At 67.9% G+C, this 15,994-nt stretch carries 10 protein-coding genes and 6 pseudogenes; 9 read left to right on the top strand and 7 right to left on the bottom strand.

The genetic code is table 11. The features are described 5' to 3' along the window. Nucleotides 1-4: 4 nt before the first annotated feature. The 3 genes and pseudogenes from OG858_RS45775 to OG858_RS45765 form a co-directional block, all read left to right on the top strand. Entirely contained in the window at nucleotides 5-955 is a 951-nt protein-coding gene (locus tag OG858_RS45775; RefSeq protein ID WP_319067528.1) for an ATP-binding cassette domain-containing protein, read from the top strand. A gap of 1,133 nt (nucleotides 956-2,088) precedes the next feature. Next, a complete protein-coding gene (locus tag OG858_RS45770) occupies nucleotides 2,089-2,622 on the top strand; it encodes a GNAT family N-acetyltransferase (RefSeq protein WP_319067526.1) in 534 nt (177 codons plus the stop codon). Nucleotides 2,623-3,040: 418 nt separating this feature from the next. Further along, a pseudogene (locus OG858_RS45765) lies at nucleotides 3,041-3,249 on the top strand (thiamine pyrophosphate-dependent enzyme); the annotation flags it as partial. A 57-nt stretch (nucleotides 3,250-3,306) separates the two neighbouring features. Here OG858_RS45765 and OG858_RS45760 read toward each other — a convergent pair. The 4 genes and pseudogenes from OG858_RS45760 to OG858_RS45745 all read right to left on the bottom strand — a co-directional run bounded on the left by OG858_RS45760 (nucleotide 3,307) and on the right by OG858_RS45745 (nucleotide 6,484). Next, a complete protein-coding gene (locus OG858_RS45760) occupies nucleotides 3,307-4,776 on the bottom strand; it encodes an FG-GAP-like repeat-containing protein (protein ID WP_319067525.1) in 1,470 nt (489 codons plus the stop codon). Nucleotides 4,777-4,938: 162 nt separating this feature from the next. After that, nucleotides 4,939-5,247 carry a hypothetical protein gene (locus tag OG858_RS45755; protein WP_256960801.1) on the bottom strand — a complete coding sequence of 103 codons (309 nt, stop codon included), beginning with the start codon at nucleotides 5,245-5,247 and terminating at the stop codon, nucleotides 4,939-4,941. Nucleotides 5,248-5,310: 63 nt separating this feature from the next. Further along, nucleotides 5,311-5,535 (bottom strand): annotated as a pseudogene (locus OG858_RS45750) (IS110 family transposase); the annotation flags it as partial. A 1-nt stretch (nucleotide 5,536) separates the two neighbouring features. Next, entirely contained in the window at nucleotides 5,537-6,484 is a 948-nt protein-coding gene (locus OG858_RS45745; RefSeq protein ID WP_086751062.1) for a helix-turn-helix transcriptional regulator, read from the bottom strand. Between the two features lie 195 nt (nucleotides 6,485-6,679). Here OG858_RS45745 and OG858_RS45740 point away from each other — a divergent pair, with 195 nt between their 5' ends. Both OG858_RS45740 and OG858_RS48445 read left to right on the top strand, forming a co-directional pair. After that, on the top strand, nucleotides 6,680-7,627 hold the full coding sequence (locus OG858_RS45740; protein ID WP_086751063.1) for an alpha/beta fold hydrolase: 948 nt from the start codon (nucleotides 6,680-6,682) through the stop codon (nucleotides 7,625-7,627). A 53-nt stretch (nucleotides 7,628-7,680) separates the two neighbouring features. Continuing rightward, nucleotides 7,681-7,782 (top strand): annotated as a pseudogene (locus tag OG858_RS48445) (hypothetical protein); the annotation flags it as partial. An 82-nt stretch (nucleotides 7,783-7,864) separates the two neighbouring features. Here OG858_RS48445 and OG858_RS45730 read toward each other — a convergent pair. Beyond that, nucleotides 7,865-8,006, bottom strand: a pseudogene (locus OG858_RS45730) (transposase); the annotation flags it as partial. A 4-nt stretch (nucleotides 8,007-8,010) separates the two neighbouring features. Here OG858_RS45730 and OG858_RS48440 point away from each other — a divergent pair. Then, nucleotides 8,011-8,129 (top strand): annotated as a pseudogene (locus OG858_RS48440) (IS5/IS1182 family transposase); the annotation flags it as partial. A gap of 123 nt (nucleotides 8,130-8,252) precedes the next feature. Here the strand turns inward: OG858_RS48440 and OG858_RS45725 are convergent. After that, on the bottom strand, nucleotides 8,253-9,392 hold the full coding sequence (locus tag OG858_RS45725; RefSeq protein WP_086751064.1) for a PucR family transcriptional regulator: 1,140 nt from the start codon (nucleotides 9,390-9,392) through the stop codon (nucleotides 8,253-8,255). Between the two features lie 86 nt (nucleotides 9,393-9,478). Here OG858_RS45725 and OG858_RS45720 point away from each other — a divergent pair, with 86 nt between their 5' ends. From OG858_RS45720 to OG858_RS48435, 3 genes and pseudogenes are all read left to right on the top strand, one after another. Further along, nucleotides 9,479-10,534, top strand: coding sequence for a ferredoxin reductase (locus tag OG858_RS45720; RefSeq protein WP_086751065.1), 1,056 nt, complete (start codon nucleotides 9,479-9,481; stop codon nucleotides 10,532-10,534). A 7-nt stretch (nucleotides 10,535-10,541) separates the two neighbouring features. Further along, nucleotides 10,542-11,660: a fatty acid desaturase family protein gene (locus tag OG858_RS45715; RefSeq protein ID WP_086751066.1), complete on the top strand. Its 1,119-nt coding sequence runs from the start codon at nucleotides 10,542-10,544 to the stop codon at nucleotides 11,658-11,660. A 520-nt stretch (nucleotides 11,661-12,180) separates the two neighbouring features. Continuing rightward, nucleotides 12,181-12,720: pseudogene (locus tag OG858_RS48435) on the top strand (Tn3 family transposase); the annotation flags it as partial. Here the strand turns inward: OG858_RS48435 and OG858_RS45710 are convergent. Next, entirely contained in the window at nucleotides 12,614-15,928 is a 3,315-nt protein-coding gene (locus OG858_RS45710; protein WP_179201398.1) for a S8 family serine peptidase, read from the bottom strand. The pseudogene OG858_RS48435 and the gene OG858_RS45710 sit on opposite strands and share 107 nt — an antisense overlap. Between the last annotated feature and the right edge of the window lie 66 nt (nucleotides 15,929-15,994).

The raw sequence follows: 15,994 nt of genomic DNA, 5'->3' as shown, positions 1-15,994 counted from the left end.
CCCCATGACCAACACCAACGGATCAGCAGCAGACGGTGCGCCCGCGAAGGACGCCGGCGACGCCGAGAAGGACGTCGTCCAGGACGCGGCGGCGCCCGGCCAGGACACGCCGACCGTCGAGCTGCGCGACGCGGGCAAGGCCTACGGCAACATCCGCGCCCTGCACGGTGTGAACCTCACCGTCCACCCCGGCAAGGTCACCTGCGTGCTCGGCGACAACGGCGCCGGCAAGTCCACCCTCATCAAGATCGTCTCCGGCCTGCACCAGCACACCGAGGGCGAGTTCGTCATCGACGGCAGGCCCGTGCGCTTCTCCACCCCGCGCGAGGCCCTCGACGCAGGCATCGCCACCGTCTACCAGGACCTGGCCACCGTGCCCCTGATGCCGGTATGGCGCAACTTCTTCCTCGGCTCGGAGATGACCAAGGGCCCCTGGCCGATCCGCCGCCTCGACATCGAGAGGATGAAGAAGACCGCGGACGAGGAACTGCGCAACATGGGCATCGTCCTGGACGACCTGGACCAGCCCATCGGCACCCTCTCCGGCGGCCAGCGCCAGTGCGTGGCCATCGCCCGCGCCGTCTACTTCGGCGCCCGCGTCCTCATCCTCGACGAGCCCACCGCCGCCCTCGGCGTCAAACAGTCCGGCGTGGTCCTCAAGTACATCGCCGCCGCCCGCGACCGCGGCCTCGGCGTCATCTTCATCACCCACAACCCACACCACGCCTACATGGTCGGCGACCACTTCAGCGTCCTGCGCCTGGGCACCCTCGAACTCTCCGCCGCCCGCGACCAGGTCAGCCTCGAAGAACTCACCAACCACATGGCCGGCGGCACCGAACTCGCCGCCCTCAAACACGAACTCGCCCAAGTACGCGGCGTCGACGTCGACGAACTCCCGGACGAGGCGGACCTCACCACGCCTGCGTCGGCCGCTGGTCAAGGAGCCTCCTGACTGCCCTCCGGCGGCCTCCTCAAGTACCAAGCCGTGGTTCCCACCTGCGTCCAGGAGGTGGGAACCACGGCTTGGTACTTCTCGCATGTCTACCACTCGGTGTGTATGGCGTTTCGTGAGGGTCTCGGTCACCGTTGTTGTGACCCGGTCCGCAACGAAGGCTGACGCTGCTCGGCCACCTTCCCGGCGGCATCGGGCAGAGTGGAGAGCAGGGCGTCTTCGGAGCCACGAAGAGTCACTCCATCGGAAGTCGGTCGGCGCCCCGCCAGGAACCTCCCCGTCGGCCTTCTGACTCACGCACCCAGGTGTTTGCCCGTGTGGTCCGGTCGGCGGCACATCGCATCTGAGGTCGTAGGCCCCGAACCAGCAGTGGCCAGACGGGCGAAGTCACCAGGCCCGCCTGATCATCTGACCGGCGGAGGCGGGCCTGCCGTCACCGCCCGTTCTGGGTGGGCAGCAGGGGTGTTGCCTCATTCCGGCCGGTTACTCGAGGAGAAGGGCTCTGCCGGGCCCGGATCAGCCGAGCCAAGCAAGCGGCGAGCCGGTGTCCGCTGGGAAGGAAGAGCAGGTTGCGTCCAGGAGGAAGCCACCAATGATGAGCGCTCCACCTGTCCAGGCGGTCAGGCCGCCGCTCGTCATGCCTGTGAGGAACGTGGCTGTCGCTCCCAGTGCGCCTGCTGTTCGGGCCGACCGCGTACCGCCGCGCCACGCGGGCAGCGTTTCCACGCCCTCACGACAGCAGCCCTGTGCTCTCACTTTGCGCGGCTCCCCGTATCCGACCGCAACTCGCAGCCACCAGACCGGTCGCTATCCGTTGCCGGCCGGCTGCGAGTCAAAGTGGCCAGGTTTCGCTCAACGTCACTGTGACTTTGACCGCTGGTTGGCGGGTGTCGCAGCCGGACCTGCTGGTCGTGTAGCGTCTTTGATCTCTGGTTGGCGGGCTGTTTGATTGATGGTTGACGGCTCGGAGACCTCGCTCGGTCGCTCAACGTGGGGAGGGTCTTCGCCCGCCGCCGTGGATCAAAAGTGCGTTGCGATGCCGAAGACGCGGTGGAGCTGCGCTGACGATCGCGTTCCGAGGGCTCGTGGTCTGGAGGGAGGGACCCGTCGAGCCACCGTGCGAGGATTCCGAGGTGAACGATCTCCACTTCCGTCTCGCCGACGAGACCGACCTCGCTGCTCTCGTTCGTCTGCGCGACGACGCTGCCCGGTGGATGCTCACCCAGGGCATCACCGGCCAGTGGCAGCCCGGCCAGCTGAACGAGGAACACTTCCGCAAGACCATGGCGAGTGGCGAGGTCTGGGTCGCCGAGGCCGACGGCCGCATGGCCGGGGCATGGGAGCTGTGGTGGGAGGACGAGGACGCCTGGGGACCGCAACCGCCGGTGGCCGGCTACGTGCATCGGCTGATGGTGGACCGCAGCAGCGCCCAGCCGGGGACGGGGCGGGTGTTGCTGCGGGCTGCGGAGCACCGCGTTGCCGCGGCGGGGCGGGCGTTCGTGCGTCTGGACTGCCTGGCCGGCAACGCGCGCCTGAACGCTTACTACCTGGACGCCGGCTACGGGGTCGTCGGTCACAAGGCGGGCAAGCCGCAGCCGGGTGGTGCACCCAAGTCGTTCACACTCCTCGAGAAGAACCTGCGGGAAAACCAGCATGAGGACAGGTAGGTGAGTGGGTTCGGGTTCGGGTGACGCCTGCACTGCTGAGCCGTCGTCGGCGAGGACCAGCGGGTGGAGGTCAATCTCTCTTCCGTCCGGTGCCGTCACGACGAATCGGGTGGGCCTCCAGTTCAGGTCTCAACGAAGCCGGCCTCATGGAGGGCTGCCAACACGGCGCTTCCTGGTCCTGCCGGTGTATCAAGTCCAGTTCGCGGCGGTCTCGCGTCTGCTCGCCGATCAGGGACTCGCCCCCCATCCTCCACCGGTCCAGACGTTGTTGGCGTATACGTGAACTTGCCCAGCCGCGTACGGATGAACGTGCCCAACTGGTGGTGTGCCGGGCCGGCGGATCGCCCGCGCAGTACCCGCGCCCACGACGAAGGCCGACCGGTGATTGGGAACGGATCGCCGACCGGCGCGAGGACCTCTACGGTCCGCCTTCGGCGAGGCGACCGGCACGGAACTGAGCCGACCGGACTACGTGGCGCCGGCGGAATCCTTTGGGTACCGGGGGTGCGCACGAGCCCCGACACCCTCGCGGAGGACCTGGCCAAGGCCCTCGCCGCGCCGGGCCCGTCGCTGGTGGTGCTCCCGGCGGCCCTGCGCATGTTCGCGCCCACGCACGTACCGGGGTAGGAGTCCGGCCGCCCGGAGTTCTCGCTCCGGGCGGCCCGTCCGTGTGGCGTTGGCCGGTCAGCGGAGGAAGCTGCCGAACAGGGCGTTCGTGTAGGGGGCCGACAGGTCCTTCGGGCCGAAGGCCTGGGCCGACTTGGTGGTGAAGCCGGACGAGATGCCGCGCAGCAGCCAGACGGCGCCGTTGGAGGCGTTCTCCGCCGTGGACGCGGCTGCCAGGTCACGGTGGCCGTCGCCGTTGACGTCGAGCAGGGCGGCCGTGGCGCCGAACTGGTCGTTCTTCTCGGCCACTCCGGGGACACCCGCCGTGTTCTGGTGGAAGACCTGGGCCCCGGCACCGGTGAGCCCCGCGGCGCTGCCGTGCAGCAGGGCGACCGACCCGGCGTCAGCAACGCTGCCGACGTCCTCGCCCTCGATGCCGAGCGCGACGTCGGCGTAGCCGTCGCCGGTGACGTCGGCGACGGACACGGCGGAGCCGAGGTGGTCGCCCTCCTCCTGGGCGCCGGGGAAGCCCGGCAGATCCTGGTCGAAGGCGTGGGTGTGCTCGGCGGTGAGACCGGCCGCCGAGCCGTAGGTGATATGGGCCCTCCCGCCGCCGGAGCCGGCCACCAGGTCGTCGCGGCCGTCGCCGTTGACGTCCCCGGCGGCGGTGTCGCCGTCCTCGCCGATACGCAGGCCGGACTCGTCGCCCCGGGTGAAGCCCGTCGCGCCGCCGCCCATGAGCAGACGTCCCTCCCAGTTGCCGTCGCCTCTGTAGGCCACCTGGAGAATGTCGTCGCGGCCGTCGCCGTCGAAGTCGCCGACCTCGCCGGAGACGACGGGGCCGGTGATCGACGCGGGGCCGTTCTCGCAGCCGCCGCCCGTCTCGCAGGAGTCGTCCTCCTCGGACCAGCCCCACCACAGGGACCTGTCCAGAAGCGGCAGTACGGCGGTGGGCTTGCCGTCGCGCTTGATCGGGCCCTTCCACAGCGCGGCCGGGGCGCCCGACGGGTCGTCGCCGCTCACCCGCTGCGCGGAGAACAGCGCCAGGTCGGTCTTGCCGTCGCCGTCGAAGTCACCGGCCTGGGGCACGGCCCCGTACGCGATGCCAATACCGCCGGTCAGACCGGACGCGGAGCCCCACAGGATCACCGAGCCCTCCTTGCCGCCCGCGATCACGAGGTCGCCGTAGCCGTCGCGGTCCAGGTCCGCCCTGGCGAACGAGGCGCCGAAGAACTGGTTCGCGGTGGCGGCCCCCGGGATCCCGGCGGTCGAACGGCTGACGATTTTCTTGTTCGCCGTCGACAGCCCCTTGGCCGAGCCGTACGTCACGGCCACGTACCCGGCCTTCGTCTCGCCGGACACGGTCGCGTTCGGCGCGCCGACGACCAGGTCGGCGTAGCCGTCCCCGTTGAAGTCGTCCGCGGCGGGGACGGACGCGGGGGCTGCCGACGACGAGCCGGAGCCGGTCAGCACCATCGAGGCGGCCAGGGGTACGGCCAGGAGGGCGCTGCTGATCCTGCGTCGGGTGGCTCGGGGCGCTCGGGACATAGGCGGTGCCTTTCGAGTCAGTCGTGAGAACTGCTGCTGCTCGGGAAGTGCGACTCGAACGGAGGGGCGAGGGTTGTACAGGATGCGTGTGGCGATCCGGCTCTGGCGTGATCAGTGGCCTGTGGCCGGATAACCCGGCCCGCACCGATGTCGGTCAGGGCTTCAGGCGAGTCGCCGGTCCTCGAAGTAGCTGCGGTGCACGGCGGTCAGGTCGACCTCGTCCCTGTCCAGGAGCCACAGCAGGTGGGCGCCCTCGATGAACGCGGCCACGTCCGTGGCCGGCGCCGCCGGGTCCCGGTCGGACCGGGCCGTGCCGTCGGCCGCAGCCCGTGCGAACAGGGCATTCAGATGGCCCCGCAGGGCCCGCCCATCGCGGAGCCAGGCGTGCAGGGCCGAGCCCGGCTCCAGGTTCGCGGCGGTGAGAGTGATGTGCAGGGCGGCCAGCTCGCGTTCGGCGACCGCGGTGTGCACGGCGTCCCGTACGAACCAGTCGAAGGCCTGGTCGAGGGTGGGCTCGGCGTCCGGAGGGTGCCTCTATGTTCTTCGTGAAGTGAGGCGTGGGGTTCTGGGTTCGTAGAAGGTGCCGTCGCGGAGCATCGCGAACAGCACGCTGATCCGTTGTCGGGCCAGGCGGAGAAGAGCCTGCGTATGGGTCTTTCCGCGGGCCCGGCAGCGGTCGTAGTAGGTGCGGGAGGCGGGATCGTGCAGTGCGGCGAACGCGGATGGGAACATTGCGCGTTTGAGTTGCCGGTTGCCGCCTTCAGCCGTATCGCTCGACGAGCGCGTTGCCGATCGAGGCCAGATGGTCTCGCACACCCGGAGGGCCGGTCACCTCGAGCCATTCGACCAGCCCGGCAAGCTCGCCGGCGAGCACGTACTCGTTGGGGCCGCGGATCACGACCTCGACGCGGCCGTCGGTCGCGGAACCTCCCACCTGGAGCCGACCGCCGAGCGCCATCCGGAGCAGACCTATCCCGTGAGGCGCGCATACCGCCTGAATCTCGAGGGGCGTTCGCTTGCGGTCGATCTCGTCGGCGATCTCGCGCCAGCTCTCGGCAAGGTCGAAGTCCTGGGGTCGGTGCACGGGATCGTCGGTCGGGTCGGCGGACGACACGCGGTCGATCCGGAAGGTCCGCCGGCCGGCCTCGGTGTTGGAGACGAGGTACCACAACAGCCCCTTGGCGACGATGCCCAGCGGGTGGACGATTCTCTCGGTTTCGGCGCCTTTGCGATCGACGTAGCGGAGCCGCACCTGGACGCCGCGGATCACCGCGTCCTGGAGTGCGTCGAGGAGGCGAGGCGGTCGGTGCTCGACCCGACTCGCCCCCCATCGTTGCGGGTCCATGACCAAGGACGACGCTGCTGCCTCGGCCTGCACCCGGAAGGGCTCCGGCAGGGCATGCACGAGCTTGCGCAGAGCTGCTTTCACGGCCGGCGTCGCAGCCGAGGCCGGGCCGGCAACCAGGAAAAGGGCGCGGGCCTCACTCGCGGTCAACCCGGACAGGTCGGTGCGGGCGCCGCCCACGAGGCGCCAGCCGCCACCTCGGCCCTGCATGGAGTACACGGGCACCCCGGCCATGGCCAGGGCGTCGAGGTCGCGGCGGGCGGTGCGCTCGGAGATCTCCAACTCTTGGGCGACCTCTGCTGCTGTCACCCGCTCGCGCCGTTGCAGCAGAAGGAGGATGGCCACCAGCCGGTCGGTTCGCATGCCGACGACACTTTCACATAAAACCGGTCACGGGCTGACCGGTTTGGGTCGGCAGGATGGCGACATGACCTCACCGGCGAGTCCCACTGCCCACGACCGCATCGACCCTCGGCCTTTCAGGGGTGCGTCGACGCTTTCTTCAGGAACCTTCGTCGCCTGAGCCTGATCACCCCGAAAGAATAGAGAGGAAATGCAGTGTTCGATCCAGTAGATTTCCCCGACCCCACCCTTGTTTCTGTCAACGGTGTAGAGCTTGAGGTCTTTGAAGCAGGTCGAGAAAACGCAGGAAAACCCATTATGCTCTGTCATGGCTGGCCAGAGCATGCCTTTTCCTGGCGCCATCAGGTGCCCGCCCTTGCCGCAGCGGGCTACCACGTCATCGTCCCGAATCAGCGAGGTTATGGCAATTCATCCCGTCCGGCCGAAGTGACGGACTATGACATTGAATGCTTGTCGGGTGATCTCGTCGCGCTTCTCGATCACTACGGGTACGAGGATGCCACTTTTGTCGGTCACGACTGGGGTGCAATGGTCGTCTGGGGACTGACCCTGCTGCATCCGGACCGTGTAAACAAAGTGATCAACCTGAGCTTGCCTTACCAAGAGCGCGGAGAAAAGCCCTGGATCGAGTTCATGGAAGATGCGCTCGGCGGCGACTTCTATTTCGTCCACTTCAATCGTCAGCCAGGCGTCGCGGACGCCGTGTTCGAAGAGAATACCTTCCAGTTCCTTCGCAACATGTACCGGAAGAACGAGCCCCCCAGGGAACCTCAGCCGGGCATGGCGATGATCGATCTCGCCAGAGCGGAAACACCACTCGGTGATCCCCTCATGAGCGACAGCGAACTGGCCGTTTTCGTCTCCGCCTTCGAATCGACAGGGTTCACGGGCAGTGTGAATTGGTACAGGAATCTTGACCGCAACTGGCGCTTGCTGGCGGACGTGGACCCGATCATCCAGCAGCCCACGCTCATGATCTACGGCGACCGGGATGCGGTCCAGAGGTCTGAGAAACTGGCGGAGTTCGTGCCCCATGTGGAAGTGGTCAATCTGGATTGCGGTCATTGGATCCAGCAGGAAAAGCCGGAAGAAACAAACCAGGTGATTACAAAATGGCTGGAACAGCAGGATGCCAACTATTAATGGCCTGACAAAAGTTGTTGATCATGTGACTGTCGGGCTGCCTGCTCGTTGGTGTGGTCGCGGGGAAGCGACAGCCGCGGCCGTTGATCGTGTCGGATGAACTGTGGTCGCTGATCGAGCCGTTGCTGCCGGTGCCGGGACCGAAGCTGGTCTCGGGCCGACCGCGGGTGCCGGACCGGCAGGCACTGTGCGGGATCTTGTCCGTGCTGCACACCGCCCAGGACCAGTCGAGTTCATCCGCCGAACGCGGCTTCTTCAGCAGCACCAGGTGCAACTGGTCCCATAGTCCCGCTTCGTTCCAGGCCGCCAGGCGTCGCCAGCAGGTCATACCCGAACCGAAGCCCAGTTCCTGCGGCAGGTGCTCCCACTGGATCCCGGTGATCGACTCCTCCCACGTCCGGGCCGCTCGGCGGGGCCCAAAAGCGGGCCCAGCCCGGTCGACCGCGCACGTCCGGGCAGCAAGCACCACGTCCTCATCGATGGCCAGGGCATCCCGCTCGCGGGATCCCCCGTTAACCCCCGAAAAGGTCAGTAATGCTGTTCTTCCCCGGGCCGCATGAGCCAGCTGACGACGCCGAGGACGAGGCACGATTGCTGGACCGCTCACGGACGGTCGAAGAACGCGTCAGCTGACCCGAAGACCGACCGCCAGCGTCAGTTCGAGGACCCGGTGCGGCGACCCGAGATCCGGAAACAGCTCCCGCAGCTGCGACATCCGGTACCGGACGGTCTGGGGATGGACGAACAACGCCGCCGCCACCTCGTCCCGCCTGCCCTGGTGCAGCAGCCACGCCTGCAACGTCTCCTCCAGCCGCCGCGCGGTCGCGACAGGCAAGGTCCGCAACGGTGCGAGGGCTCGGGCACGCAGGTCTGCGAACGCGTCCATGTCGGCGCTCAGCACCAGCTCGGGCAGGTGGTCCTCGGTGTCGCGAATATCAGAGGAGAGGGAGCGCGCACGTACGGCTCGTGCGTACGAGGCGGACGCTCGAGTCCATGGCCGGGCCGGGCCGACCACGGCGGCGCGGTCGGTCAGCTGCCTCAAGAGATGTGATCGGTCGGCATCGGGGACGAGCAGCACTCCGAAGGCGTCCGGCAGATCGTCGAGGACGAGGGTGCTCGGGTCGAGCGCGCGGTAGACAGGCCAGGCCTGCGCGGCGGGCAGCAGGACCGCGGTCAGCGAAACCGGAGGCTGCCACCCTGCCCGTTGAGCAGAGGCCAGCAGCACGTCCGGGCTCGCGCCGGTGAGGAGGTCGCGGACCAGTTGTTCCAGGTGGCGCTCATGAGCGCGGCCCCGGGCGGCCAGTTCGTCGGCGTGGCCCGCGGCGCTCGCGGCAGAGAGCTCGTCGATGTAGGCGAAGGTCAGCTCGGCGAACTTGGCGACCTCAGCGGCGGGCAGACCTGCGGGTACGGCACCTGCTGCCAGGCATCGCCAGGCCACGCGGGCGCCGACACGATAGGCGCTGAGTAGGGCGTCCATCGAACGGCCGTCGCGCACCTCGCCGCGGCCCAGCTCATAGGCTGCGTCACCGGCGTCGCCGCCCGTGGCGTTCCCGCTCGCGAGGTCCAGATAGTGCCCCAGGGCGGTGCGGACGGCTCGGCGGATGGTGCCGCCCATGCTGCCCGAAAGAGCGTTGGCGTATGGAGGGACCTCGTCGATGATCGCCTGGACGACCTCGTCGGCGGTGCTCTTCAGCGCGGCCCGAAGTGCGGTGACCGTCGTCTCATCCAGGGCCAGTTCGGTGGCCCTCCGGATTGCATGGCTCATATTTTGTTCCCTGCGAACAATTCAGCCGACCAGATTCACGTCCTACGGACAGGACTTTACGCCCTGAGGCGCATCAAGCTGTAGGCATGACGAGTGCAGCCCTCCGCAGCAGGGCGTGGAAACTACTGGAGATGGTCACGACGCCGCTGCTGCCGTCGGACTACCTGGACCTGGTCAGCCCGCTGCGTGCGGGCGCTGACCTGCGTGCACGCATCGAGGCCGTGCACCCCGAGACGGGTGACGCCGCGACCATCGTGATCAGGCCGGGACGGGGCTGGCGCGGCCACACAGCCGGTCAGTACGTGCGGATCGGAGTCGATGTCGACGGGGTGCGCCTGTGGCGTGCCTACTCGGTCACCTCGCCGACAGACCGCCAGGACGGCCGCGTCACGATCACCGTGAAGGCGATCCCGGACGGCAAGGTCAGCAACCACCTGGTCCGCAGGGCGAAACCGGGCACGCTGATCCAGCTCGACCAGGCGACCGGTGACTTCGTGCTGCCGGAGGCCAAGCCCGCCAAGGTGCTCTACCTGACGGCCGGCAGCGGCATCACGCCTGTGATGGGCATGCTGCGCGACATCGAGCTCGACGACGTCGTCATGGTCCACTCCGCGCCACAGCCGCAAGACGTGATCTTCCGCAACGATCTGCACGACCTGGTCGCGGACAAGAAGCTGCGTCTCACCGAGGTGCACACCGACACGGACGGCATGCTCGACATCGCCCGTCTCGACGAACTCGTGCCCGACTGGGCCGAGCGCGAGACCTGGGCTTGCGGGCCCGCGGGCCTGCTCGACGCCGCCGAAGAGCACTGGACCGAGCACGGCGTCCGAGAGCGTCTGCACACCGAACGCTTCCGCCCCAGCATCGCCGTCGTCGGCGACGGTGGCGAGGTCACGTTCAGCACCACCGGCAAGACCGTCGACGCGGACGGCGCCACGCCGTTGCTGGACGTCGGCGAGGAGGCCGGCGTGCTCATGCCGTCCGGGTGCCGCATGGGCATCTGCTTCGGCTGCGTCACGCCGCTCAAGGCGGGCGCCGTCCGCGACCTGCGCACCGGCGAGATCACCGAGGCCGAGCCGGGCGTCCTCATCCAGACCTGCGTGTCCGCTGCGGCGGGCCCCTGCGACATCGAACGGTAGGAGCACCTTGACCGCCATCGACCCCACCGCCCACCTGACCGCGGAGCAGATCGAGGAGCTTGGCCGCGAGCTGGACGCGATCCGCGACGAGGTGATCGCCGGCCGCGGCGAGAAAGACGCCGCCTACATCCGTAAGGTCATCTCGGCGCAGCGCAAGCTCGAGCTGGTCAGCAGGGGCGTGCTGCTGTTCTCGATCTTCCCGCCCGCGTGGCTGATCGGCACCGCCGGTCTGTCCGTGGCGAAGATCATGGACAACATGGAGATCGGCCACAACATCCTGCACGGCCAGTGGGACTGGATGCGGGACCCGAAGATCCACTCCACCACCTGGGAGTGGGATCACGCCTCGCCGTCCGAGCAGTGGAAGCACTCGCACAACGAGCTGCACCACACGTACACCAACGTGATCGGCAAGGACAACGACCTCGGCTACGGCATCATGCGCGTCGACGAGGACCAGAAGTGGCACCCGTTCCACCTCGGCCAGCCGCTGTGGAACTTCCTCAACGCCTGCTTCTTCGAGTACGGCATCGCAGCGTACGACCTGGAGCTCGCCAAGAACCTGCACAAGCGCCGCCGCAAGAACCCGGAGTTCCGCGCGCGGGCCAAGGCCGTGGGCCGCAAGATCCGCAAGCAGGTACTCAAGGACTACGTGATCCACCCGCTGCTGTCGGGCCCGTCGTTCCTCACCACGCTCGCCGCCACGTTCACCGCAAACCTGGTCCGCAACATCTGGACCCACTCGGTGATCATGTGCGGGCACTTCCCCGAGGGCGTACAGGTCTTCGAGCGCCGCTCGATCAAGGGCGAGACGCGCGGCCAGTGGTACCTGCGCCAGATGATGGGCTCGGCGAACATCAGCGGCAGCAGGGCCATGCACTTCATGACCGGCAATCTGTCGCACCAGATCGAGCACCACCTGTTCCCGGACCTGCCGAGCAACCGGTACGCCGAGGTCGCGGTGAAGGTGCGCGCGTTGTTCGAGAAGTACGAGCTGGAGTACGTCACCGGGCCGCTGCCCAAGCAGGTGTTCTCCGCATGGCACAAGGTCTTCCGGCTCTCGCTGCCGAACAAGAAGCCCAAGGTCAAGACACCGGACCGCGGACAGGAGCTCGTCGCGGCCTGATCCCGGTACTGGTTCAGATCTTTCGGCCGTACCGGCGGCACCGCAGGTTTCGGTGAGATCCGTTGCGGACGGTGGGTGACCGCGACGGCAGACGTAGGACAAGCTGAGCTTGACTCTGGGGGATCTTGAGGATCCCCGGCGGGGCAGCGTGATCAACGGGCATGCTCGGCTCTGCTCGAGGACCGATGCAGTTGTCGAGGTGCCCGTTGTCGCTCCATGCCCGTTCTGGTGAGCAAGTCCCTTCTCTGACCGTGCAGATGGCGCGGGCGAGCAACCCGGGCGGTACGACGGCGATGTGGGTGAGAGATCACCTGGGCGGGCTGTGGCGTGACGAGGACTTCGCCGACTGGTACCCGCACAACGGGCAGTCCGGCAGGCCGCTCACGATGCGGTCCTCTTCCTTCGCCCAACTGAAGCCGCACAGCGCTTTGGGGCAGCGGAGTAACCCAATGGCTCGAGTTCGGCGACCGCGGCGTCATCGCCGAAAACGGCCCCGTCGAGCAGGAGAAGGCCGAAGTTCAACGCGCTGCTCACGGACGCCGTGATGTTCCACAACGCCCTGGACTTCGCGGAGGTCGTCCGTCAGATGGAGGAGGGCCGGGAGATCGCTTCAGAGGATCTGGCCCACATTTCGCCGTACCTGACGGAACACATCAACCGGTTCGGCGAGTACTCCACGCACAGACTCGGCATCCAGCCCGAGGCATACGACCCGACACTCGACGTCGACTTCACCCCCTTGTGTGAACAGGACCTGCCCGCAGCCGGGTTCGGCACTGCCGCCTACACGGCACTGCTGCTGAGGCCGTTCACCGACTACAACCTGGTCATCGGCGAGGTGGCCCCGCATCAGCGCGCCCGCTCGTCAGGCCCGGTCCTCCACGTGCCCGCAGACGCGGACGGCCCGCCGGAAGCCGAAGCTTCCGACGGGCCGCGCGCGCGTGCGCTACCGCTTACTTGCCGTAGTACGCGTTGTAGATCGAGATCGTCGACTTGTTGCCCTTCTTGTCGGCGATCTTGGCGCGGAAGGAGATGGCCTTCCCCTTCGCCGGGTTCTTGACGCTCACCTTGCCGTCCTTGACGGTGAGCTTCTTCCAGGTCTTGCCGTAGTCGTACGACGCGTACACCGACAGCGACTTCAGGTTGCTGCCCTTGGCCGCGCCCTCGACGGTGACCGGGACCTTGGCGGTCTTGTCGGCCGGAACCCTGCTGTCCAGGCCCGTGGTCGCGAGGAAGCGGGCCGTGGAGACGGGCAGCTTCGTGATGCCGTTGGTCTTCTTCGAGCTGAACGTCCAGCTGGCGTCGACGCGGGTGGATGCAGCGGCGACCTTGACGCTGCGCTTGACCGACGTCGTCAGCTTGTACTCGGCCTTACCGGCCGGGACCTTGAACTGCTTGTCCCCGAACAGCGGGTCGTCGTTGCTGCCGACCTTGGTGCCGTTGCGGTACAAGGTCGTGTTGACCGACGAGAACTTGGACCAGCCCACGTTGCCCTTGCCGTCGGCGAACAGCGGCAGGGAACCGTAGATCTGGTTGCCCTCACGGATGACACCGAAGTCGCTGGTCAGGTGCGGTCCGAAGACGGCTGTGTTGACGGTCTTCGAGTAGCTCTTGCCGGCGGCGAACTTGTGCGTGCCCAGCGTGTAGGCGGCCTCGTCGATCGCGAAACCGTCCGCGTCCACGCCGCCGTACTGGTTGAACTGCAGCTGCCACTTCACGCCGCCCTGGGCGGACAGGTGGAGCGTGCGCGTACCGGGCAGGGTCTGCGGCATGCCGATCGAGGAGGCGCTGGAGCTCCACGGCATCCAGCCCACCGCATTGATCGCGCCCTTCTTACCGCTCGCCGAGGCGCCGAGGCCGGCCTTCACCGTGGCGAGCTCACTCGCCTTGTAGTGCTTGGTGAAACCGGTGGCGAGCTGCTTGACCGGACCGCCGGCGATGACGTCGTACTCCTCCTTGTCGCCCTTGGACCAGTGGCCGTCCCACTGTTGGGTCACCGAACCGTCGGTGATCTGCGGGCCGACGTGGGCGGTGCGGAAGTTGTCGTACGAGTCCAGCCACCAGCCGTAGCCGTAGCTGCTGTCACCGTCTTCCACCGTGTAGTCGGCCGAGGCGAACTCCGACTTGACGCCCGTGGCCGGAACGGTGATGTCCACCGGCTTGGCCTTGCGGGCGTCCAGCGTGATCGTCGTGTTCTTGCCGACGTTCAGCTTGGGCTGGGCGAGCCAGTCTGCGCCCTCGAATTTCTCCGGGTCGTCGCCCGCGTAGACGCTCGTGTTGAGGATGTAGGTGCCCTTGGGGACACGGGCGGTGACGGTGCCGTCCTCGTCGTACGGCATGGCCCCCTTGCCCTTGCCCAGGCCCGCGATCCCGGTCAGGTCGGCGCTGTAGTACTTCGCCGCCTTGCCGTCGCGGTCCAGGAACTTCAGGGTGACGTCGTACGACTCGACCTCGCGCTGGACCGCCGCGGCCGTGCGGACGGTCTGACCGCTGCCCGTCGCCGTCACATACGCCGAGTACGCGCCGTCGACCGTGCCGCCGAGCTTGGTGTCGACGGTGAACGGCACGGAGGCCCTGCCGCCGGCCGGGACCGTCACCGAGGTGGCGCCGAGCTTGAAGAAGCCGGCCGGGACGGCCTGCCCCTTCGGGTTGGTGGCTGTCGACGTCAGCTTCAGCGTGACGTCCGTCGTGCCGAGGTTGCGGTACGTCAGTTCCTCGGTGACCGGCTTGTCGTCGGTGTGCGGCCACTGCTGCACCCCGAAGCTCACCGAGACCGGCTCGGCGATCACGGACTGCTTGATGGCCTTGTCGACCTGGATGCGGCCCGAACCCTGCTGGAATGGGGTGTACTTGCCGCCCTTGGTGGAGCCGGTGAGGGCGCCCTTCAGTTCGGCGTACTTCCAGGCCGGGTGCTGCTGCTTGAGGATCGCCGCCGCGCCCGCGACATGCGGGGTCGCCATCGACGTGCCGGAGATCGTCATGTAGCCGGCCGGCTTCTCGCCGACGTCCTGGGCTATCAGGTTGCCCGGGGCGGAGGCCGCGGTGATGTCCACGCCGGGCGCGGTCACGTCGGGCTTGAGGGCGCCGTCCATGCCGGGGCCGCGACTGGAGAAGTCGGCCAGCTTGTCCTGGTCGTCGACCGCGCCGACGGTCAGGGCCGCGGCGGCGCTGCCCGGGGAGCCGACGGTCTGCTCGCCGAAGTGGCCCTCGTTGCCGGCCGCGATGGCGAACAGGATGCCCTTCTCCTCGGACAGCTTGTTCACCGCCGCTTCCAGCGGGTCGATCGCGGGCGTGTCGCCGCCGGCCAGGCTCAGGTTGATGACTTCGGCGCCCTCGGCGGCGGCCCACTCCATGCCGGCGAGGATCTCGGAATCGCTGCCGAATCCGCCGTCGTCGAGGACCTTGCCGTTGAGGATCTTGGCGCCGGGCGCGACGCCCTTGTACTTGCCGCCGGACTTCTTGCCGGTGCCGGCCGCGATGGAGGCGACATGCGTGCCGTGGCCGACCTTGTCAGTGGCGTCGGGCGCGGTGGTGAAGTTCTTGGCGCCGATCACCTGACCCTTGAGGTCGTCGTGGGTGGCGTCGACACCGGTGTCCAGGACGGCGATCTTGACGCCCTTGCCGTCGTAACCGGCCGACCACGCCTTGGGCGCGCCGATCTGCGGGACGGACTTGTCGAGGCTGGCCTTGCGGACGCCGTCGAGCCAGACGTGCGCGATACCGGAGGCGGTGTTCTCGCCGTTGGTGAGCGCGTCCCAGAGCTCGGATGTGTCCTTCTGCGGTGTCTGCACCGCGTCCGCGTTCACGGACTTCAGCGTGTGGCTCAGGGTGCCCGCGTCGCGGACGTCGGCCTTGGTGGCCGCTGCGCTGCCGCGGTAGCCGACGATGACCTTCAGGCCCTTCTTCTGGGCCTTGCGGATGGTGGACTTGTTCAACTCGGTGACGTCGAAGAGCCGCTGGTCCAGCTTGCCGGTGGCGACCAGGCGGGCCGCGTCGGCCGGGATGGCGAGGGTGTGGCCGTCGAGCTTGCGGATCTGGACGGGGACGTGTTCCCGGCCCTTGGCGTGCTCCAGGCCGATGACACGGCCCTTGGCGTCCAGGACGACCCGGTCGCCGGTGATCAGTGTGACGCGGTGCTTGGCGGTCAGGGACACCGGCTTGGCGGCCGCTGCCGCCTGCTCGCCTTTGGCCGACGCCGGGCTGGTCATGCCCGCCGCCAGAGCCACGGCCGCCGCGGTGGCGACTGTGGCGGCATACGCCCTTTTCACTTGTCTGCGCAAGTTTCCCCCTTGCAGAAGAACCGGGTGAATTCCTCATTCACCCGGCCGGGGGTG

The organism is Streptomyces europaeiscabiei, assembly GCF_036346855.1.
Taxonomy (GTDB): domain Bacteria; phylum Actinomycetota; class Actinomycetes; order Streptomycetales; family Streptomycetaceae; genus Streptomyces; species Streptomyces europaeiscabiei.
This window is presented reverse-complemented; position numbering and strand designations above follow the sequence as displayed.

Bases quoted from the DNA above. Each gene is read 5' to 3' on its own strand.
- OG858_RS45775 (WP_319067528.1), top strand. From the start codon at position 5: ATGACCAACACCAACGGATCAGCAGCAGACGGTGCGCCCGCGAAGGAC.
- OG858_RS45760 (WP_319067525.1), bottom strand. From the start codon at position 4,776: ATGTCCCGAGCGCCCCGAGCCACCCGACGCAGGATCAGCAGCGCCCTC.
- OG858_RS45745 (WP_086751062.1), bottom strand. From the start codon at position 6,484: ATGCGAACCGACCGGCTGGTGGCCATCCTCCTTCTGCTGCAACGGCGC.
- OG858_RS45725 (WP_086751064.1), bottom strand. From the start codon at position 9,392: ATGAGCCATGCAATCCGGAGGGCCACCGAACTGGCCCTGGATGAGACG.
- OG858_RS45720 (WP_086751065.1), top strand. From the start codon at position 9,479: ATGACGAGTGCAGCCCTCCGCAGCAGGGCGTGGAAACTACTGGAGATG.